Raw genomic sequence first — 16,571 nt, 5'->3', positions numbered from 1 at the left:
GATAACTGCACCCCGTCGGCCGACCCCGGTCAGCAGCCGTTACGCGCGCGGCTTCTCGCGCATCTCGTAGGTCTCGATGACATCGTCGATCTTGATGTCGTTGAACGAGCCCAGCGTGACACCGGCCTCGAAGCCCTCGCGGACCTCGGTCGCGTCGTCCTTGAAGCGGCGCAGACCCTCGATGTTGAGGTTCTCCGCCACGACCTTGCCGTCGCGCAGCAGGCGGGCCTTGGTGTTGCGGCGGATGATGCCTTCGCGCACCAGGACACCGGCGATGTTGCCGAACTTGGAGGAGCGGAACACCTCGCGGATCTCCGCGGAGCCGAGGCGCACCTCCTCGTACTCGGGCTTGAGCAGGCCCTTGAGCGCGGCCTCGATCTCCTCGATCGCCTGGTAGATGACCGAGTAGTACCGGATGTCGACGCCCTCGCGCTCGGCCGCGGTACGGGCACGCCCCTCGGCGCGCACGTTGAAGCCGATGATGATGGCGTCCGAGCCCATCGCCAGGTCCACGTCGGACTCGGTGATGGCACCCACACCGCGGTGCAGCACGCGCAGCTCGACCTCTTCGCCCACGTCCAGCTTGACGAGGGCGTCTTCCAGGGCCTCGACCGAACCGGAGACGTCACCCTTGATGATGAGGTTGAGCTTCTCGATGTTGCCGGCGGCCAGCGCGGCCTCGAAGCCCTCCAGCGACACGCGGACGCGGCGCTGGGCCATCGAGGCGTTGCGGTCGCGGGCGGCGCGCTTCTCGGCGATCTGACGGGCGGTGCGGTCCTCGTCGACGACGATGAAGCTGTCGCCGGCGCGGGGCACCGAGGTCAGACCGAGCAGCAGCACCGGACGGGACGGGCCGGCCTCGGAGAGGCTGTTGCCGTTCTCGTCCAGCATCGCGCGGACGCGGCCGTAGGAGTCGCCGACCACGATCGAGTCGCCGACCCGCAGGGTGCCACGCTGGACGAGCAGCGTCGCCATGGCGCCGCGGCCCTTGTCCAGGTGGGCTTCGATCGCGATGCCCTGGGCGTCCTGCTCGGGGTTGGCGCGCAGGTCGAGCGAGGCGTCCGCGGTCAGGACCACGGCCTCCAGCAGTTCCTCGATGTTGAGGCCCTGGCGGGCGGAGATGTCGACGAACATGGTGTCGCCGCCGTACTCCTCGGCCACCAGACCGAACTCGGTCAGCTGGCCGCGGACCTTGGTCGGGTCGGCACCCTCGACGTCGATCTTGTTGACGGCGACCACGATCGGCACACCGGCGGCCTTGGCGTGGTTGAGCGCCTCGACCGTCTGCGGCATGACACCGTCGTTGGCCGCGACCACCAGGATCGCGATGTCGGTGGACTTGGCACCACGGGCACGCATGGCGGAGAACGCCTCGTGACCCGGGGTGTCGAGGAAGGTGATCGGACGCTGCTCGCCGTTCACCTCGGTGACCACCTGGTAGGCACCGATGTGCTGGGTGATGCCGCCGGCCTCGCCCGCGACCACGTTGGTCTTGCGGATCGCGTCCAGCAGTCGGGTCTTACCGTGGTCGACGTGACCCATGACGGTCACGACCGGCGGACGCGGAGCCAGCTGCTCCTCGTCGCCCTCGTCCGCGCCGAAGTCGATGTCGAACGACTCCAGCAGCTCGCGGTCCTCGTCCTCCCGGCTGACGATCTCCAGCACGAAGCCCATCTCGTCCGCCAGCAGCTGCAGCGTGGCGTCGGAGACCGACTGGGTGGCGGTGACCATCTCACCGAGGTTGAACATGACGGAGACGAGCGCGGCCGGGTTGGCGTTGATCTTCTCCGCGAAGTCCGTCAGCGACGCACCGCGCGACAGGCGAACGGTCGAACCGTTGCCGCGCGGCAGCATCACACCGCCGACGGACGGGGCCTGCATGGCCTCGTACTCCTGGCGCTTCGCGCGCTTCGACTTCCGGCCACGCGCCGGACGGCCACCGGGGCCGCGACCGAACGCACCCTGCGTGCCACCACGGGCACCCGGGCCACCGGGACGACCGCCGAAGCCACCGGGACGGGCACCGCCGCCACCGAAGCCGCCGCCACCACCGGCGCCACCCGGACGGGGACCACCGAAGCCGCCACCGGCCGGACGCGAGCCCGGACCGGCCGGACGGCCCTGGAAGCCCGGACGGGCGCCACCCGGGGCACCCGGACGCGCACCGGGACCACCCGGACGCGCACCGGCACCCGGACCCGGACGCGGGCCCGGACGCTGCGGCATCATGCCGGGGTTCGGACGGGGCATCCCGGACGGGCTCGGCGCACCCGGGCGCGGAGCGGCCGGACGCGGCATGCCGTCGGGACGGGGGGCACCGGCACCCGGAGCACCGGGACGCGGAGCGCCACCGGGACGGGGACCGCGCTCACCGGCCGGGGCGCCCGGACGCGGAGCACCAGCACCCGGACCACCGGGACGCGGGGCGCCGCTGGGGCGCGGACCGCGCTCACCGGCCGGACCACCCGGACGCGGAGCACCGGCACCGGGAGCACCCGGACGCTGGCCACGCTCGCCGGCCGGACCACCCGGACGCGGGGCGGACGGACGGGCCATGCCCGAAGCGCCACCGGAGGTGAAGGGGTTGTTGCCCGGACGCGGGCCGGCCGGACGCGGGCCCGGACGGGCCGCGGGGTTGGCCGGGGCCGGCCGCGGGGCGGCCGGACGCGCCGGAGCCTCACCGGCCGGAGCCGGGGAGGAGAACTCGGCCGCCGGGGCGGGCGCGGCCGGCGCGGCCGGACGGGCCGCCGGGCGCGGACCCGGGGTCGGCGCCCCGGCGGGCTTCGGCGCGGCCGAGCCCGCGGCGGGCGCGGGAGTGGGACGGGGACCCGGCGTCGCGGTCGGACGCGGGCCGGGGGTGGGGGCACCCGGCTTGGGTGCGGCCGAACCGGCACCGCCGGACGGCTGGGGCGCCGCGGGCTTCCGCGGGCCAGGCTTCGCGGAGGACGCGCCGCCGGACGGCGGGGTCGCTCCCAAAGCGTCAGTCAACTTGCGCACGACCGGCGCCTCGATCGTCGAGGACGCCGAACGCACGAACTCACCCAGCTCGGTGAGCTTGGCCATGACGGCCTTGCTCTCCAAGCCAAGCTCCTTGGCGAGTTCGTATACCCGGACCTTAGCCACTTCGCTCCTGTCTATACGTCCGGGGTATTCGTCCGCCGGACTGTCGCTACTTCATGGGCGTACTCATCGCGTACTCATCGAGTGCTCATCGCAATCTCGACCTACTTCCATCTCGCGAGGTACCTGACTGGGCGCACGGCGGCGTACCCACTGCCGTGCGCTGGTGCGTGTTGCCGGGCGCGAGGCCCGTCAGCGGGCCGACTGACCGTCGGCCGGACTTGCTCCTGTCCCGACGTACTCCCGCAGGGCGCCGGGTTCGAGCGTGCCCTGGACCCGGAGGGCCCTCGGGAACGCGCGGCGACGGACCGCGAGGTCGAGGCAGGTCGGTACGGGGTGCAGATACGCGCCCCGGCCCGGCAGTGTGCCGCGAGGATCGGGGACGCACTCGCCCTCGCCCGCCACGACACGCAGCAGCTCGTGCTTGGCCGCCCGCTTGCGGCAGCCCACGCAGGTGCGTTCAGGGCATGCGCGGACATGCGTCCGGCCAGACACGTTCAAGTCTACCCCTCCGAAGGGACTCGCCGCCGCCGAGTAGATCTCCGGAGGCTAGCAACAACGTTCTTACCGGTCCGAGGATTCCCCGGCCGGGGCCTCGGTGTCCGGACGGATGTCGATCCGCCAGCCGGTGAGCCGGGCGGCCAGGCGGGCGTTCTGCCCCTCCTTGCCGATCGCCAGCGACAGCTGGTAGTCCGGCACGATCACCCGGGCCGAACGCTGGGCCAGGTCGACGATCTCCACCTTGGTCACCCGCGCGGGCGACAGCGCGGCGGCGACCATCTCGGCCGGGTCCTCCGACCAGTCGACGATGTCGATCTTCTCGCCGTGCAGCTCGGCCATCACGCCGCGCACCCGCAGGCCGTTCGGGCCGATGCAGGCACCCTTCGCGTTCAGGCCCTGCCTGCGCGACCACACCGCGATCTTGGTGCGGTGGCCGGCCTCGCGGGCGATCGCCGCGATCTCCACCGAGCCGTCCGCGATCTCCGGAACCTCCAGCGCGAACAGCCGCTTCACCAGGTTCGGGTGGGTCCGCGACAGGGTGACCGACGGACCGCGCACACCGCGCCGCACGCCCACCACGTAGCACTTCAGCCGGGTGCCGTGCCGGTAGTCCTCGCCCGGGACCTGCTCCTGCGGCGGCAGGATGGCCTCCAGCTTGCCGATGTCGACCAGGATGTTCTTCGGGTCGTTGCCCTGCTGGACGACACCGGTGACGATGTCGCCCTCCTTACCGGCGTACTCGCCGAAGGTCTGGTCGTCCGCGGCGTCCCGCAGCCGCTGCAGGATGACCTGCTTGGCGGTGGACGCGGCGATCCGGCCGAACCCGCTCGGGGTGTCGTCGAACTCCTTGGGCTCCACGCCCTCGTCCAGCTCGGCGGCGTCCTCCAGGGCCCACACCGTCACGTGGCCGGTCTTGCGGTTCAGCTCCACCCGCGCCCGGCGGCGCGAGCCCTCGGTGCGGTGGTACGCGATGAGGAGGGCCGACTCGATCGACTCGACCAGCAGGTCGAACGGCACGCCCTTCTCGGTGACCAGCCCGCGCAGGGCACTCATGTCGATGTCCACGATTACGCCTCCTCTTCCTCTTCGTCCGTGTCCGCGATGTCGGCGGCGGCGTCGAGCAGTTCCTCGTCCTTGCGGTTGAACTCGACCTGCACCCGGGCCCGCGCGATCTCCGCGAACTCCAGTCGGCGCTCCTTGGGGCGGCCGCGCCCCTTCACCGGCTGCACCTCGACCAGTGCGCCGTCCTCGTCGCTCTCCAGCACCCGCGCGGTCAGTTCCGCGCCGTCCACCAGCTTGATCGCCGCCAGCCGGCCGGTCGCCCGGCGCCAGTGCCGCGGCTCGCTCAGCGGGCGCTCCGCACCCGGCGAGCCGACCTCCAGCAGGTACGGGGCGTCACCCATCAGGTCCGACTCGTCCAGCGCCTGGCCGACCAGGCGGGAGAACTCGGCGATCGCGTCCAGGTCGACGCCGCCGTCGGCGTCCACGTCGATCTGCACCTGGCGGCGGCTGCCGGCCTGGGTCACCTTGACCTCTTCGAGGTCCAGCCCGGACTCGGCGGCCAGCGGCTCCAGCAATGTGCGCAGCCGGTCAGTGGGGGTGGTGCTCATCCGGGTGACTCCTCGGCCGCGTCTGCTGTTGTCGGAGGTGCTAACTCACCGCGAAGCCTATCCGGTCAACCCCCGAACCGCCGATTCCGACCCGGGCCGGGGCCGCCTCGCTGCGAGGAACGTCACAACCACGCGTTACTGTCCAAGCTCTCGCCGGGAACGCCCGGCTCGGGAATGATCCCTCCCGACGGGGGCGTCCGGCCCCACGACCACGCTGGAGTGCCGATGCCCGCGCCCACACGGCGGTCCTTCCTCACGCTCGGGGCGCTCGGCGGGCTCCACCTCCTCTGCGGCTGCACCGACGAGCACGAGCACACCCCCGGCAAGGCCGCCGAGGACGCCGACCGGCCGCTGCGGCTGCGCCAGCTCGCCGCCACCGACACACTGCTCGCCGACTACGCCGCCGTGCTCGCGGCGAGCCCCGCCGACGCCGACCGGCTCGGCGACCTGCGCGAGGACGTGCTCCAGCACCGCGAGGCACTCGCCCAGTCACTGCCCTCCCCCTCCCCCACCGCCGCCGGTACCGGCACGGCCCGCAGCGTCGCCGACCTGGCCGCATCCGAACGCCGCACCGCGGGCCTGCGGCTGGCCGACCTGACCGCCGCCTCCCCCGCGCTGGCCAGGACCCTCGCCTCGGTCGCCGCCTCCGGCGCCGCGCACGCCGCCGCCCTCGGCGACACCGGCCCCCTCACCGAGGACGCCTCCCCGTCCCCGTCCACCTCACCGGCCGCCCTGCCCGCGGCCGACGCCGCCGCCCTCCAGTCCGCGCTCGCCGCCGAACACGCCGCCGTGTACGGCTACGGCGTGGTGGGCGCCTTCCTGCCGATCGGCCCGCAACGCGAGGACGGACGCGCCGCCTACGCCGCCCACCAGGCCCGCCGGGACGCCTGGCAGCGGCTGCTCACCACCGGCGGCGTCTCCCCCACCGCCGCCGCACCCGGCTACCGGCTCCCGTTCCCGGTCAAGGACGCCACCACCGCCACCCAGCTCGCCGCCCACCTGGAAACCCAACTCACCGCCGCCTACGCCGACCTCTGCGCCACCACCACCCTCCGCCCCCGGGCCGCCACCGCCCTGCGCGAATCCGCCCTCCGCGCCGCCCACTGGGGCGCCGACCTCCCCGCCCTCCCCGGCCTCACCCCCACCGACCCCACCCCGGCCGCCGGCTAGCACCCCGGGCCGGACGCTGCGCGATGATGGACGGTATGTCCGCACAGCCCGCGCAGTTCACCGTCCCCGAGCGTCTGGCCGAGTCGGTCCGGGCCGGGGGTGATCCGGGCGAGGCGGAGTGGCTGGCCGCGTTGCCGTCGCGGTTCGCGGAGCGGCTGGCCGACTGGGGGCTGGTGCTGGAGCGGGTGGCGCAGCCCGGCGGGCGGGGCGGCGTGGTCGGGTACGCGTACCGGGCCGAGGACCGGACGCCGGTGGCGGTGAAGGCGCTGCGGCCGGCCGCCGACCCGGCGGCCGAGGCGGCGGCGCTGCGGGTGTGGGCCGGGCGCGGGGCGGTGCTGCTGCTCGCCGAGGCGGAGGCGGACCGGATGCTGCTGCTGGAGCGGCTGCACGGCGAGATCCCGCTGCGCTCGCTCGCGGAGGCGAAGGCGACGCTGGAGGCCACCAGCCTGCTGCGTCGCCTGTGGGTGGAGCCGCCCGCCGGGCACGCGTTCACGGCACTCGCCGAGCATGCCGAGCGGCTGTCCTCGCGGATCGCCGAGCGGCGGGCCCTGCCGGGTGCGGTGGAGGCCGCTCCGCTGGTGGACGAGGCGCTGGAGGCGGTGGCGCTGGCCTCGGACGGCGGCGGGTGGCTGCTGCACGGGGACTTCCACCACGGGCGGGTGCTGGCCGCCGACCGGGCACCGTGGCTGGCCGTCGGGCCGCGTCCGGTGGTGGGTGACCGGGCGTACGACCTGGCCCGGCTGGTGCTGGACCGGGTGGAGACCCTGGCGGCCGCGCCCGGTCCTCGGGGCGCGGCCCGCCGGCGCCTGGCGCAGCTGTCGGAGGCGGTGGAGCTGCCCGCCGACCGGGTGCGGGCCTGGGCGCTGCTGCGGGCCGTGGACATCGCGCTGGCGGCGCTCGCCCGGGGCGAGGTGGCGGGCGCGGAGCTCCATCTGGAGTTCGCGGCTTGGCTGTGAGGACGGCGCGCGCCACCGCCCGGGACGCAAGTAGTAACGTCCCGCTTCATGGAGCAGCTCACCGGGGTGACGATCGAGGCCATTGACCTGGCGGCGTGGGCGCCTGCCGTGCTGGAGGTCCAGGCGGTCGCGTTCGGGCTGGGTCCGCAGGAGGTGGCGGTGCGGCTGCCGATCATCGGCCGGCACGCGTTGCAGCCGGGGGTGATCGCGCTGGGTGCGATGGCGCAGGGCCGGCTGGTCGGTTTCGGCTACGGGATGCCCAACCAGCGCACCCACTGGTGGTCGACGGTGATCGAGCCGTACCTGGCGGCGCGCGGCCTCGCGGACTGGCTGGACGGGGTGTTCGCGGTGACCGAGCTGCATGTGCTGCCGGAGTGTCAGGGCCTGGGCGTGGGTACCCGGCTGATCCGCACGCTGTGCGAGCGCTCCGGTCTGGACCGTTCGATCCTGTCGGCGATCGACGCGGAGACCCCGGCGCGCCGGCTCTACCGCTCGCTCGGCTACCGGGACTTGGCGCCGGCGGTGCGCTTCCCGAACACGGCCCGGCCGTACGCGGTGATGGGTGCGTACCTGCCGCTGCGCGACCCCGCACGCCCCTGACGCGCCGTCGGATGCCGCACCGTCGGATGCCGCACCGTCGGAAGCGGCAGCGTCAGAACAGCACGCTCATGAACGCGCCGACCTCGCGGAAGCCGACCCGGCGATAGGCGGCGCGGGCCCGGAGGTTGAAGTCGTTGACGTACAGCGACACCACCGGGGCGACCTCGGCGAGGGCGGTGTTGACGACCGCGGCCATGCCGCTCTCCGACAGCCGCTTGCCGCGGTGCTCGGGAGCCACCCAGACGCCCTGGATCTGGCAGGCACCGGCCGTGACGGCGCCGATCTCGGCCTTGAAGACGACCTTGCCGTCCTCGTCGAAGCGGGCGAACGACCGTCCGGAGGAGACCAGTTCGGCGACCCGGGCCTGGTAGAGCAGGCCGCCGTCGCCGGCCAGCGGGGAGATCCCGACCTCCTCGGTGAACATCGCGACGCAGGCGGGGATCAGCGCCTCGATCTCGCCGCGGTGCACCCGGCGCACCAGCGGGTCGGGTTCGACCCCGGTGACGGGCGTGGAGGTGGCCATCAGCGGTTGGTGGCCGCGTACGTCGCGGGCCGGGCCCCAGGAGCGTTCCAGCAGGGCCCACAGGGCGGAGACGGCGTCGCCCGGGCCGACGATCGAGGAGCAGCGGCGGCCCTGTCGGCGGGCCCGCTCGGCGAACGCGCGGACGGCCTCCGGGCCGGCGTTGACCGGGACCAGGTTGGCGCCGGCGTAGCAGAGCGCGTCGAGCCGTCCGTCGGCCCCGTACCAGCCCCACATCTCGCCGCCGAGCCGCCACGGGTCGAGACCGACGGCTTCCACCCGGGTGGCGACGAAGGCGTTGGCGACGGGGTCGCGGTGCAGGATCTCCAGCGCCTCGTCGAGGTCGGGCGTCTCCAGCACGCGGGTTGCGGCCAGCGCCCGGGCGACCTGGAACGGGCCGGGCAGCATCACACCTCGATCGAGCACGGGAGGTACCTCTCGCAGGGGGCGGGACCGCCGAAGTGGGCGGTCCCGCCGGGGACTTCAGACCGTCACTCGGCGGCCACGACGACGGGGGCGCCGGATTCGACACCCTCCTCCTGCATCTGCTCGGCCAGCTTCATGGCCTCCTCGATCAGGGTCTCGACGATCTTCGACTCGGGCACGGTCTTGATCACCTCGCCCTTGACGAAGATCTGGCCCTTGCCGTTGCCGGAGGCGACGCCCAGGTCGGCCTCGCGGGCCTCGCCGGGGCCGTTGACCACGCAGCCCATGACGGCCACCCGCAGCGGCACCTCCATGCCCTCCAGGCCGGCGGTGACCTCCTCGGCGAGCTTGTAGACGTCCACCTGGGCGCGGCCGCAGGACGGGCAGGAGACGATCTCCAGGCCGCGCTCACGCAGGCCCAGCGACTCCAGGATCTGGTTGCCGACCTTGATCTCCTCGGCCGGCGGGGCGGACAGCGAGACCCGGATCGTGTCGCCGATGCCCTCGGCGAGCAGCGCGCCGAACGCCACCGCGGACTTGATGGTGCCCTGGAAGGCCGGGCCGGCCTCGGTGACGCCCAGGTGCAGCGGGTAGTCGCAGGCCGCGGCGAGCTGCCGGTAGGCGTTGATCATCACGACCGGGTCGTTGTGCTTGACCGAGATCTTGATGTCGCGGAAGTCGTGCTCCTCGAACAGCGAGCACTCCCACAGCGCGGACTCCACCAGCGCCTCGGGGGTGGCCCGGCCGTACTTCTCCAGCAGGCGCTTGTCCAGCGAGCCGGCGTTGACGCCGATCCGGATCGGCACGCCCGCGTCCCTGGCGGCCTTGGCGATCTCGCCGACCTTGTCGTCGAACGCCTTGATGTTGCCGGGGTTGACGCGCACCGCGGCGCAGCCGGCGTCGATCGCGGCGAACACGTACTTGGGCTGGAAGTGGATGTCGGCGATCACCGGGATCTGCGACTTCTTGGCGATGATCGGCAGCGCGTCGGCGTCGTCCTGCGAGGGGACCGCGACCCGGACGATCTGGCAGCCCGAGGCGGTCAGCTGGGCGATCTGCTGGAGCGTCGCGTTGACGTCCGAGGTCAGCGTGGTGGTCATCGACTGCACCGAGACCGGCGCGTCGCCGCCCACCGGGACGTTGCCGACCATGATCTGCCGTGAGTACCGGCGCTTGGCCAGCGGCTTGAGCGGCAGGGAGGGGATACCGAGCGAGATCGCGGTCATGTGCGCAGTGTTTCCTCTGCAGAAATTCGGTGAGCCGACGCGCGCCGCATCCGGCGCGCCCGGCGTCCAACGGTACGGCACGGCCGGGTGGCGGAGCACACTCGGCCGTGATGGCGTGCGACTAGTTGAGGCGCACCGGGTTGACGATGTCGGCGGCCATCACCAGGACGGTGAAGCAGATGAACACCCCGGCGACCACGTAGGCCAGCGGCATCAGCCGGGCCACGTCGAAGGGTCCGGGGTCGGGGCGGCGCAGCACCCGGGCGACGCCGCGGCGCAGCGACTCCCACAGGGCGCCGGCGATGTGGCCGCCGTCCAGCGGGAGCAGCGGCAGCATGTTGAACAGGAACAGCATCAGGTTGATGCCGGCCAGCAGTTGGACGAAGAAGGCGAGTTGCTGGGTGGCGGGCAGGTCCATCGCGAACACGTCGCCGCCCAGCCGGGCGGCGCCGACCATGCCGATCGGCGAGTCGGTGTCGCGCGGGGTGCCGTCGACCACGGCGTGCCACAGGCCGGGGATCTTGCCGGGCAGCTGGGCCAGCGACTCGACGCTGTGCCGGGCCATCGAGTCCATCTGGTCGACGCTCTCGCCCAGCGACAGGTGGTGCACGCCGGTGGCGGGGGTGATGCCGAGGAAGCCGGCGGTGACGGTCTGTCCCTTGATCGGGGTGCCGTCCTTCTCCTGCGCCTGCAGCGTGTTGGTGGTGATGTCGGCGGTCAGCGTGCCGGGGCTGCCGTCCTTGTGCCGGACCTCGATGGCGACCTGCTTGCCCGCCGAGTCGCGGATCAGGCCGGACAGCTGCGGGTAGTCGTGGATCGGCACCCCGCCGAAGGTCAGCACGGTGTCACCGGCCCGCAGGCCCGCCAGGTTGGCCGGGGACTTCGGGTCCTCGGGCTTGCAGGTGTCGGTCTTCGCGCTGACCGGCACCACGCAGTCGCTGACCGACCGCACGGTGGGCACCGACTGCTGGATGCCGATGCCCATGAACAGCGTCAGGAACAGGCCGATCGACAGGATCAGGTTCATGCCCGGGCCGGCGAACATCACGATGACGCGCTTCCACGGCTTGCGGGTGTAGAACAGCCGGGTCTCGTCGCCGGGCTGGACCTCCTCGTACGAGGCCGAGCGGGCGTCCTCGATCATCGAGCGCCAGGGCGAGCTGGAACGTTTCGTTATCCGGCCGTCGGCGCCGGGCGGGAACATGCCGATCATCCGGATGTAGCCGCCGAACGGGATCGCCTTCAGGCCGTACTCGGTCTCGCCGCGTTTGGTCGACCAGATGGTCTTGCCGAAGCCGACCATGTACTGCGGCACCCGGATGCCGAACAGCTTCGCGGTGGAGAGGTGGCCGAGCTCGTGCCAGGCGATCGAGAACAACAACCCGACCACGAAGATCAGGACGCCCAGCACCCACATCAGCTTGTCCACCGCGTCGCCTCCGTCGTCCTACCGCTTAGCCGGCCGCCAGTTCGCGGGCCCGGGTCCGGGCCCACCGCTCCGCGTGGAGTACGTCCTCCACCGTGAGGGAAGTTCCCGAGTCGGGGGTGCCGTGTTCGGCGACCACCTTCGCCACAGTGTCCACGATTCCGGTGAAAGGGAGCGCGCCCTTCAGGAAAGCGTCCACACATTCCTCATTGGCGGCGTTGAAGACCGCCGGGGCGGTCCCGCCGAGCGTACCGACCTCGCGGGCCAGTTCGACGGCCGGGAAGGCCTGGTTGTCCAGCGGGAAGAACTCCCAGGTCGCGGCCTTGGTCCAGTCGCAGCCGGGGGCGGCGTCCGGCACCCGCTCGGGCCAGCCGAGGCCCAGCGCGATCGGCATCCGCATGTCCGGCGGGCTGGCCTGGGCCAGCGTCGAACCGTCGACGAATTCCACCATCGAATGAACGACCGACTGCGGGTGGACCACCACCTCGATCCGGTCGAACGGCACGTCGTACAGCAGGTGCGCCTCGATCACCTCGAGGCCCTTGTTCACCAGGGTCGCCGAGTTGATCGTCACCACCGGGCCCATCGCCCAGGTCGGGTGCGCCAGCGCGTCGGACGGCGTGACGCCGCCCAGCTGCTCGCGGGTGCGGTTGCGGAACGGGCCGCCGCTGGCGGTCACCACCAGCTTGCGGACCTCCGGGCGGGTGCCGCCGGCCAGCGCCTGGAACAGCGCGGCGTGCTCGGAGTCCACCGGCACGATCTGGCCGGGCCGCGCCACCGCCTTCACCAGCGGGCCGCCGACGATCAGCGACTCCTTGTTGGCCAGCACCAGCACCCGGCCGGCCCGCAGCGCGGCCAGCGTCGGCGCCAGACCGATCGAGCCGGTGATGCCGTTCAGCACCGAGTGGCACTCCGTCGCGGCCAGCTCGGTCGCCGCGTCCGGGCCCACCAGCACCTGCGGCAGCGGGGCGCCCTGCGCCTTGGCCGCCAGGGCCTCGCGCAGCGGCCGCTCGGCGGCCGGGTCGGCCACCGCGACGGTGTGCACGCCCAGCGCGACGGCCTGCTCGGCGAGCAGCTCCACCCGGCCGCCGGCCGCGGACAGCGCGACCACCTTGAACCGGTCGGGGTTGCGGAGCACCACGTCGATGGCCTGGGTGCCGATCGAACCGGTCGAACCGAGAATGACCAACTCCCGCGGCCCGTCCGGGTCGGCGACGGTCGGGGTGAAGCGCAGCTGCGGATGGGCAAGCGAGTTCATGCCCCCCATTGTGTCCTGTGCTACGCCGTGGTCACCGCCATGCCCAGAGCTTCCCGACGGCCTCGCCGTCCGCCGAGGTCTCCCACTCGAACACGCCCGCGACACCGCGCAGCGCGGCGAATTCCGGCGAGTCGGTCTCGTAGACGATCGAGCCGCGGAAGCTGTTGCCGCCGCTCTCGGTGAACGTGCCGACGCCTTGGCCGTGCCAGCTCGCGTGCGCCCCGCCCGGGCCCATCAGCACGCCCTGACCGCCGCCCTCCAGGGTGCCGTCGGCGCGCAGCCGCGACGTGTAGGTGCCCAGGTCCCGGACCTGGACGCCGAGCAGGGTGCCGCTCGCCGCGAACGAGGACTCCACCGTGGGCGGCAGCCCGTGCTCGCTCGCCAGCACCCGCTGACCGGTGATCCGGCCCTGTTCCTCACCAATGAGATCGCCCAGCATGACGGGACCTCCTTCCTTCCTGCCTCCCGGACTACGCCCGGCCTCGGGGGGTGTCAAGGCAGGCCGACGCCCCGCCACCGCTGGTGCGGTGACGGGGCGTCAGGAGGGATGCTCAGAGGTCCAGGCCGGTCAGCACCAGGACCTTCTCGACAGTGAAGTCGTCCATCGCGTAGCGGACGCCCTCGCGGCCCACGCCGGAGGCCTTCACGCCGCCGTACGGCATCTGGTCGGCACGGTAGGACGGCGCGTCGCCGATCACCACGCCGCCGACCTCCAGCTCGCGGTGGGCGCGGAAGGCGGTCTGCACGTCGTGCGTGAAGACACCCGCCTGCAGGCCGAAGTCGGAGTCGTTGACCATCGCGAAGGCCTCCTCGGTGGAGGACACCTTGTGCAGCGACAGCACCGGGCCGAACACCTCGGACTTCGCCAGGATGGCGTTCTCGGGCAGCTCGGCGAGCACGGTCGGCGCGAAGGCCGCGCCGTCCCGCTTGCCGCCGGTGAGCACCTTGGCGCCCTTGGCGACGGCGTCCTCGACCCAGGACTCGACGCGCTTGGCGGCGTTCTCGTCCACCAGCGGGCCCACGTCGGTGGCCTCGTCGCGCGGGTCACCGGTGACCTGCGCCTGCACCTTGGCGACGACCTTCTCGACCAGGCGGTCGTAGACGGTCGCGTCGGCGATCACCCGCTGCACCGAGATGCAGGACTGGCCGCCCTGGTAGTTCGCGAACAGCGCGATCCGGCTCGCGGCCCAGTCCAGGTCCGCCTCGGAGCTCCAGTCCGCCAGCACCACGGCCGCGGCGTTGCCGCCGAGCTCCAGGGTGACGTGCTTGCGCGGCACCGAGTCCATGATCTGGTAGCCGACCTTGTCCGAACCGGTGAACGAGATCACCGGCAGGCGCTTGTCCTGCACCAGCGCGGGCATCTTCGCGTTCTCGACCGGCAGGATGCTCCAGGAGCCCGCCGGCAGGTCCGTCTCGGCCAGGATCTCGCCCAGCACCATGGCGGAGAGCGGGGTGGCCGGAGCGGGCTTCAGGATGATCGGCGCGCCGACCGCGATCGCCGGGGCCAGCTTGTGGGCCACCAGGTTCAGCGGGAAGTTGAACGGCGCGATGCCCAGCACCACACCGCGCGGGAAGCGGCGCACCAGCGCGTAGCGGCCGGTGCCGCCCGGGTCGGTGTCCAGGCGCATGGTCTCGCCGTTGGTGCGGCGGGCCTCCTCGGCGGCCCAGCGGAACACCGACACGGCACGGCCCATCTCGCCGCGCGCCCACTTGATCGGCTTGCCGTTCTCGGCGGTGATCAGCTGGGCGATCTCCTCGGTGCGCTCCGTCAGCCGCTTGGCGACGTGGTCCAGCGCGGCCGCGCGGACGTGCGCGGGGGTCGCGGTGAACACCGGAACCGCGGCGGCGGCGGCCGCGACGGCCTCCTCCACCTGCGCGTCGGTCGGCACGCTGACCTTCGCCACCAGGCTGTTGTCGTGCGGGTGACGGACCTCGAAGTCCGTCTCGCCACTCGCCCGCTGCCCGGCCAGCCAGAACTCGTACGTGGTGGTCACGGTCGCACCGGCCCCTTCCCTCGAAGACTTCGCTTTCCTGTTCACGGTAGGCGGAGGGGCGCGGCTTTCCGATTGGACGGACGGGTGGAAAGCACCCGTTCGTTTTCTACGGACAGGACAGGCCCGTCCGGGGCGGGGCTCAGTCCTCGCCCGCCCGCAGCGCCAGCCACAGCTCCATCCGGACGTCCGTGTCGTCCAGCGAGCGGCCCAGCAGCTCCTCGACCCGGCGCATCCGGTAGCGCAGCGTGTGCCGGTGCACGCCGAGGTCGGCGGCGGCGGCGTCCCACTGGCCGTGCCGGGACAGCCAGGCCCGCAGCGAGGCCACCAGGTCGCCCCGGGCGGTGCGGTCGTGCTCGCGCAGCGGGCGCAGCAGGCCCTCGGCGAACGCGGTGACGGCCTCCTCGCCGAGCAGCGGGAGCAGCGAGCCGGCGCCGACCTCCTCGTGGTCCACGGTGCGGCGGCCGCCGCGCTGGGCGACCGCCAGGGCGCGCTCGGCCTGGGCGTGCGCGGTGCCGGCGTCCTCCAGGGCGGCGGGGGCGGAGACGCCCAGCGCCAGACTCTCGTGCTCCTCGACGGCGCCGAGGCAGGCCCGGTGGACCGAGCCGTTGTCGATGGCGAGCACCATCAGGCGCGGCCCGTGGGCGCCGTCCTCGCGGGCCACCAGCAGCTTCTCGCCGACCTTGCCGCCGGCCTGCTCGGCGCGGTCACCGAGCTCGCCGAGCGCCTCCGCAGCCTCGGGGCCGGGCCCGGCGGCGGCCACCAACACCCGGACGGTGCCCTCGGGCAGGCCGCCGAACAGCCCCGCGGCGACCTGCCGGGCGGTGCCGACCTCGCCGGCCAGCACCATCCGCAGCAGCGCCGCGCCCATCTTCTCCTCGGCCTGCCGCAGCTCGCGGGAACGCTCCAGGGTGAGGGTGAGCAGCGCGACGGCGGCGTTCAGCACGTACCGCTCGGTCGGGGTGATGCGGTCCTCGGTGCCGACCGCGAGGAAGCCGCGCGGGCGGCGGTCCGCGCCCAGCGACTGCACCACCACGTAGTCCTCGTCGGCGGTGTCGATGGTGCCGGCCCGGCCCTGCAGCGCGGCGCTGGACGGCGCGGGGCGGCGGCGCAGCCGGTCCACCTCGGCGGCCAGCCGGCCGGCCCGGCGGGCGGCCCAGTCCGGGGCGACCGCGGACAGCGCGCCGGACCCGTCGTACAGCGCGGCCCAGCCGCCCAGCCGGGCGGCCAGCCGACGGACGATCGCGGTGGTGCCGTCCTTGCCGAGCGCGGCCCGGGTCAGCTCCTCCTGCGCCTCGAAACTGGTGGTGACGGCCTCGTACTGCTCGGCGGCGAGGGCGGCGGAGACGGCCTTGGAGATCGCGATGAACGGCGTCGCCTCGGGCACCCGCAGCAGCGGCAGCCCGCGCTGCGCCGCCGCGTCCACCAGGGCCTGCGGCACCTCGGTGTGCGAGAGGCCGACCCCCAGCCCGAGCCCGACCACGCCGGCATCCGCCAGCCGGTGCACGTAGGCCTGCAGCCCGGCGGAGCTCTTGCCGAGCTTGATGCCGGTGGTGAGGAGCAGCTCGCCGCCCTCGAGGAACGGGGTGGGGTCGTCCAGCTCGCTGGTGTGCACCCAGCGGACCGGGCGTTCCAGGTGGTCCGCGCCGGCCAGGACCGTCAGGTGGAGCGCGCTGGTACGGACGACGGAGGCGAGTGTGGGGGGCATGGCACCTTCGGTGGTTCGACCTGGTCGCGCCGTTGCGGCCGGGCGAGTGAGGGTTCTCC

14 protein-coding genes are annotated in these 16,571 nt (G+C 73.2%); 3 read left to right on the top strand and 11 right to left on the bottom strand.

The genetic code is table 11. From position 1 onward, the window contains the following. Positions 1 to 39 precede the first annotated feature (39 nt). The 4 genes from infB to rimP all read right to left on the bottom strand — a co-directional run bounded on the left by infB (position 40) and on the right by rimP (position 5,231). Positions 40 to 3,123 carry a translation initiation factor IF-2 gene (infB, locus tag ACFV18_RS29600; RefSeq protein WP_380488310.1) on the bottom strand — a complete coding sequence of 1,028 codons (3,084 nt, stop codon included), beginning with the start codon at positions 3,121 to 3,123 and terminating at the stop codon, positions 40 to 42. A 189-nt stretch (positions 3,124 to 3,312) separates the two neighbouring features. Then, the gene (locus tag ACFV18_RS29595; RefSeq protein WP_380488309.1) at positions 3,313 to 3,615 is read right to left on the bottom strand and encodes a YlxR family protein; all 303 of its coding nucleotides are present in this window, start codon (positions 3,613 to 3,615) and stop codon (positions 3,313 to 3,315) included. A 69-nt stretch (positions 3,616 to 3,684) separates the two neighbouring features. Next, positions 3,685 to 4,686 carry a transcription termination factor NusA gene (gene nusA / locus ACFV18_RS29590; protein WP_380488308.1) on the bottom strand — a complete coding sequence of 334 codons (1,002 nt, stop codon included), beginning with the start codon at positions 4,684 to 4,686 and terminating at the stop codon, positions 3,685 to 3,687. A 2-nt stretch (positions 4,687 to 4,688) separates the two neighbouring features. Beyond that, positions 4,689 to 5,231: a ribosome maturation factor RimP gene (rimP, locus tag ACFV18_RS29585; protein ID WP_380488307.1), complete on the bottom strand. Its 543-nt coding sequence runs from the start codon at positions 5,229 to 5,231 to the stop codon at positions 4,689 to 4,691. Positions 5,232 to 5,456: 225 nt separating this feature from the next. Here rimP and ACFV18_RS29580 point away from each other — a divergent pair, with 225 nt between their 5' ends. Genes ACFV18_RS29580 through ACFV18_RS29570 form a run of 3 tightly spaced genes read left to right on the top strand, consistent with a single transcriptional unit; the run spans position 5,457 to position 7,957 of the window. Beyond that, complete coding sequence (locus ACFV18_RS29580; RefSeq protein WP_380488306.1) at positions 5,457 to 6,401, top strand: ferritin-like domain-containing protein; 945 nt, start codon at positions 5,457 to 5,459, stop codon at positions 6,399 to 6,401. A gap of 35 nt (positions 6,402 to 6,436) precedes the next feature. After that, positions 6,437 to 7,357: an aminoglycoside phosphotransferase family protein gene (locus tag ACFV18_RS29575; RefSeq protein ID WP_380488305.1), complete on the top strand. Its 921-nt coding sequence runs from the start codon at positions 6,437 to 6,439 to the stop codon at positions 7,355 to 7,357. A 48-nt stretch (positions 7,358 to 7,405) separates the two neighbouring features. Beyond that, positions 7,406 to 7,957, top strand: a complete 552-nt coding sequence (locus ACFV18_RS29570) for a GNAT family N-acetyltransferase (protein ID WP_380488304.1) — start codon at positions 7,406 to 7,408, stop codon at positions 7,955 to 7,957. Between the two features lie 52 nt (positions 7,958 to 8,009). Here the strand turns inward: ACFV18_RS29570 and ACFV18_RS29565 are convergent, their stop codons facing one another. From ACFV18_RS29565 to ACFV18_RS29535, 7 genes are all read right to left on the bottom strand, one after another. Further along, the gene (locus ACFV18_RS29565; RefSeq protein WP_380488336.1) at positions 8,010 to 8,885 is read right to left on the bottom strand and encodes a GNAT family N-acetyltransferase; all 876 of its coding nucleotides are present in this window, start codon (positions 8,883 to 8,885) and stop codon (positions 8,010 to 8,012) included. Positions 8,886 to 8,968: 83 nt separating this feature from the next. Continuing rightward, a complete protein-coding gene (gene ispG / locus ACFV18_RS29560; protein WP_380488303.1) occupies positions 8,969 to 10,129 on the bottom strand; it encodes a flavodoxin-dependent (E)-4-hydroxy-3-methylbut-2-enyl-diphosphate synthase in 1,161 nt (386 codons plus the stop codon). Between the two features lie 121 nt (positions 10,130 to 10,250). Further along, entirely contained in the window at positions 10,251 to 11,558 is a 1,308-nt protein-coding gene (locus ACFV18_RS29555; RefSeq protein ID WP_380488302.1) for a M50 family metallopeptidase, read from the bottom strand. Positions 11,559 to 11,583: 25 nt separating this feature from the next. Continuing rightward, the gene (gene dxr / locus ACFV18_RS29550) at positions 11,584 to 12,813 is read right to left on the bottom strand and encodes a 1-deoxy-D-xylulose-5-phosphate reductoisomerase (protein WP_380488301.1); all 1,230 of its coding nucleotides are present in this window, start codon (positions 12,811 to 12,813) and stop codon (positions 11,584 to 11,586) included. A 31-nt stretch (positions 12,814 to 12,844) separates the two neighbouring features. Next, the gene (locus ACFV18_RS29545; RefSeq protein ID WP_380488300.1) at positions 12,845 to 13,252 is read right to left on the bottom strand and encodes a hypothetical protein; all 408 of its coding nucleotides are present in this window, start codon (positions 13,250 to 13,252) and stop codon (positions 12,845 to 12,847) included. 112 nt (positions 13,253 to 13,364) lie between these two features. After that, entirely contained in the window at positions 13,365 to 14,807 is a 1,443-nt protein-coding gene (locus tag ACFV18_RS29540) for an aldehyde dehydrogenase family protein (RefSeq protein ID WP_380488299.1), read from the bottom strand. Positions 14,808 to 14,946: 139 nt separating this feature from the next. Next, the gene (locus tag ACFV18_RS29535) at positions 14,947 to 16,512 is read right to left on the bottom strand and encodes a PucR family transcriptional regulator (RefSeq protein ID WP_380488298.1); all 1,566 of its coding nucleotides are present in this window, start codon (positions 16,510 to 16,512) and stop codon (positions 14,947 to 14,949) included. Positions 16,513 to 16,571 lie beyond the last annotated feature (59 nt).

Source organism: Kitasatospora sp. NPDC059673 (genome assembly GCF_042734215.1).
GTDB lineage: Bacteria > Actinomycetota > Actinomycetes > Streptomycetales > Streptomycetaceae > Kitasatospora.
This window is presented reverse-complemented; position numbering and strand designations above follow the sequence as displayed.

Coding starts and splice junctions, on each gene's coding strand:
- rimP (WP_380488307.1), bottom strand. CDS start 5,231: ATGAGCACCACCCCCACTGACCGGCTGCGCACATTGCTGGAGCCGCTG.
- ACFV18_RS29580 (WP_380488306.1), top strand. CDS start 5,457: ATGCCCGCGCCCACACGGCGGTCCTTCCTCACGCTCGGGGCGCTCGGC.
- ACFV18_RS29575 (WP_380488305.1), top strand. CDS start 6,437: ATGTCCGCACAGCCCGCGCAGTTCACCGTCCCCGAGCGTCTGGCCGAG.
- ACFV18_RS29570 (WP_380488304.1), top strand. CDS start 7,406: ATGGAGCAGCTCACCGGGGTGACGATCGAGGCCATTGACCTGGCGGCG.
- ACFV18_RS29565 (WP_380488336.1), bottom strand. CDS start 8,885: ATGCTGCCCGGCCCGTTCCAGGTCGCCCGGGCGCTGGCCGCAACCCGC.
- ispG (WP_380488303.1), bottom strand. CDS start 10,129: ATGACCGCGATCTCGCTCGGTATCCCCTCCCTGCCGCTCAAGCCGCTG.
- dxr (WP_380488301.1), bottom strand. CDS start 12,813: ATGAACTCGCTTGCCCATCCGCAGCTGCGCTTCACCCCGACCGTCGCC.
- ACFV18_RS29545 (WP_380488300.1), bottom strand. CDS start 13,252: ATGCTGGGCGATCTCATTGGTGAGGAACAGGGCCGGATCACCGGTCAG.
- ACFV18_RS29535 (WP_380488298.1), bottom strand. CDS start 16,512: ATGCCCCCCACACTCGCCTCCGTCGTCCGTACCAGCGCGCTCCACCTG.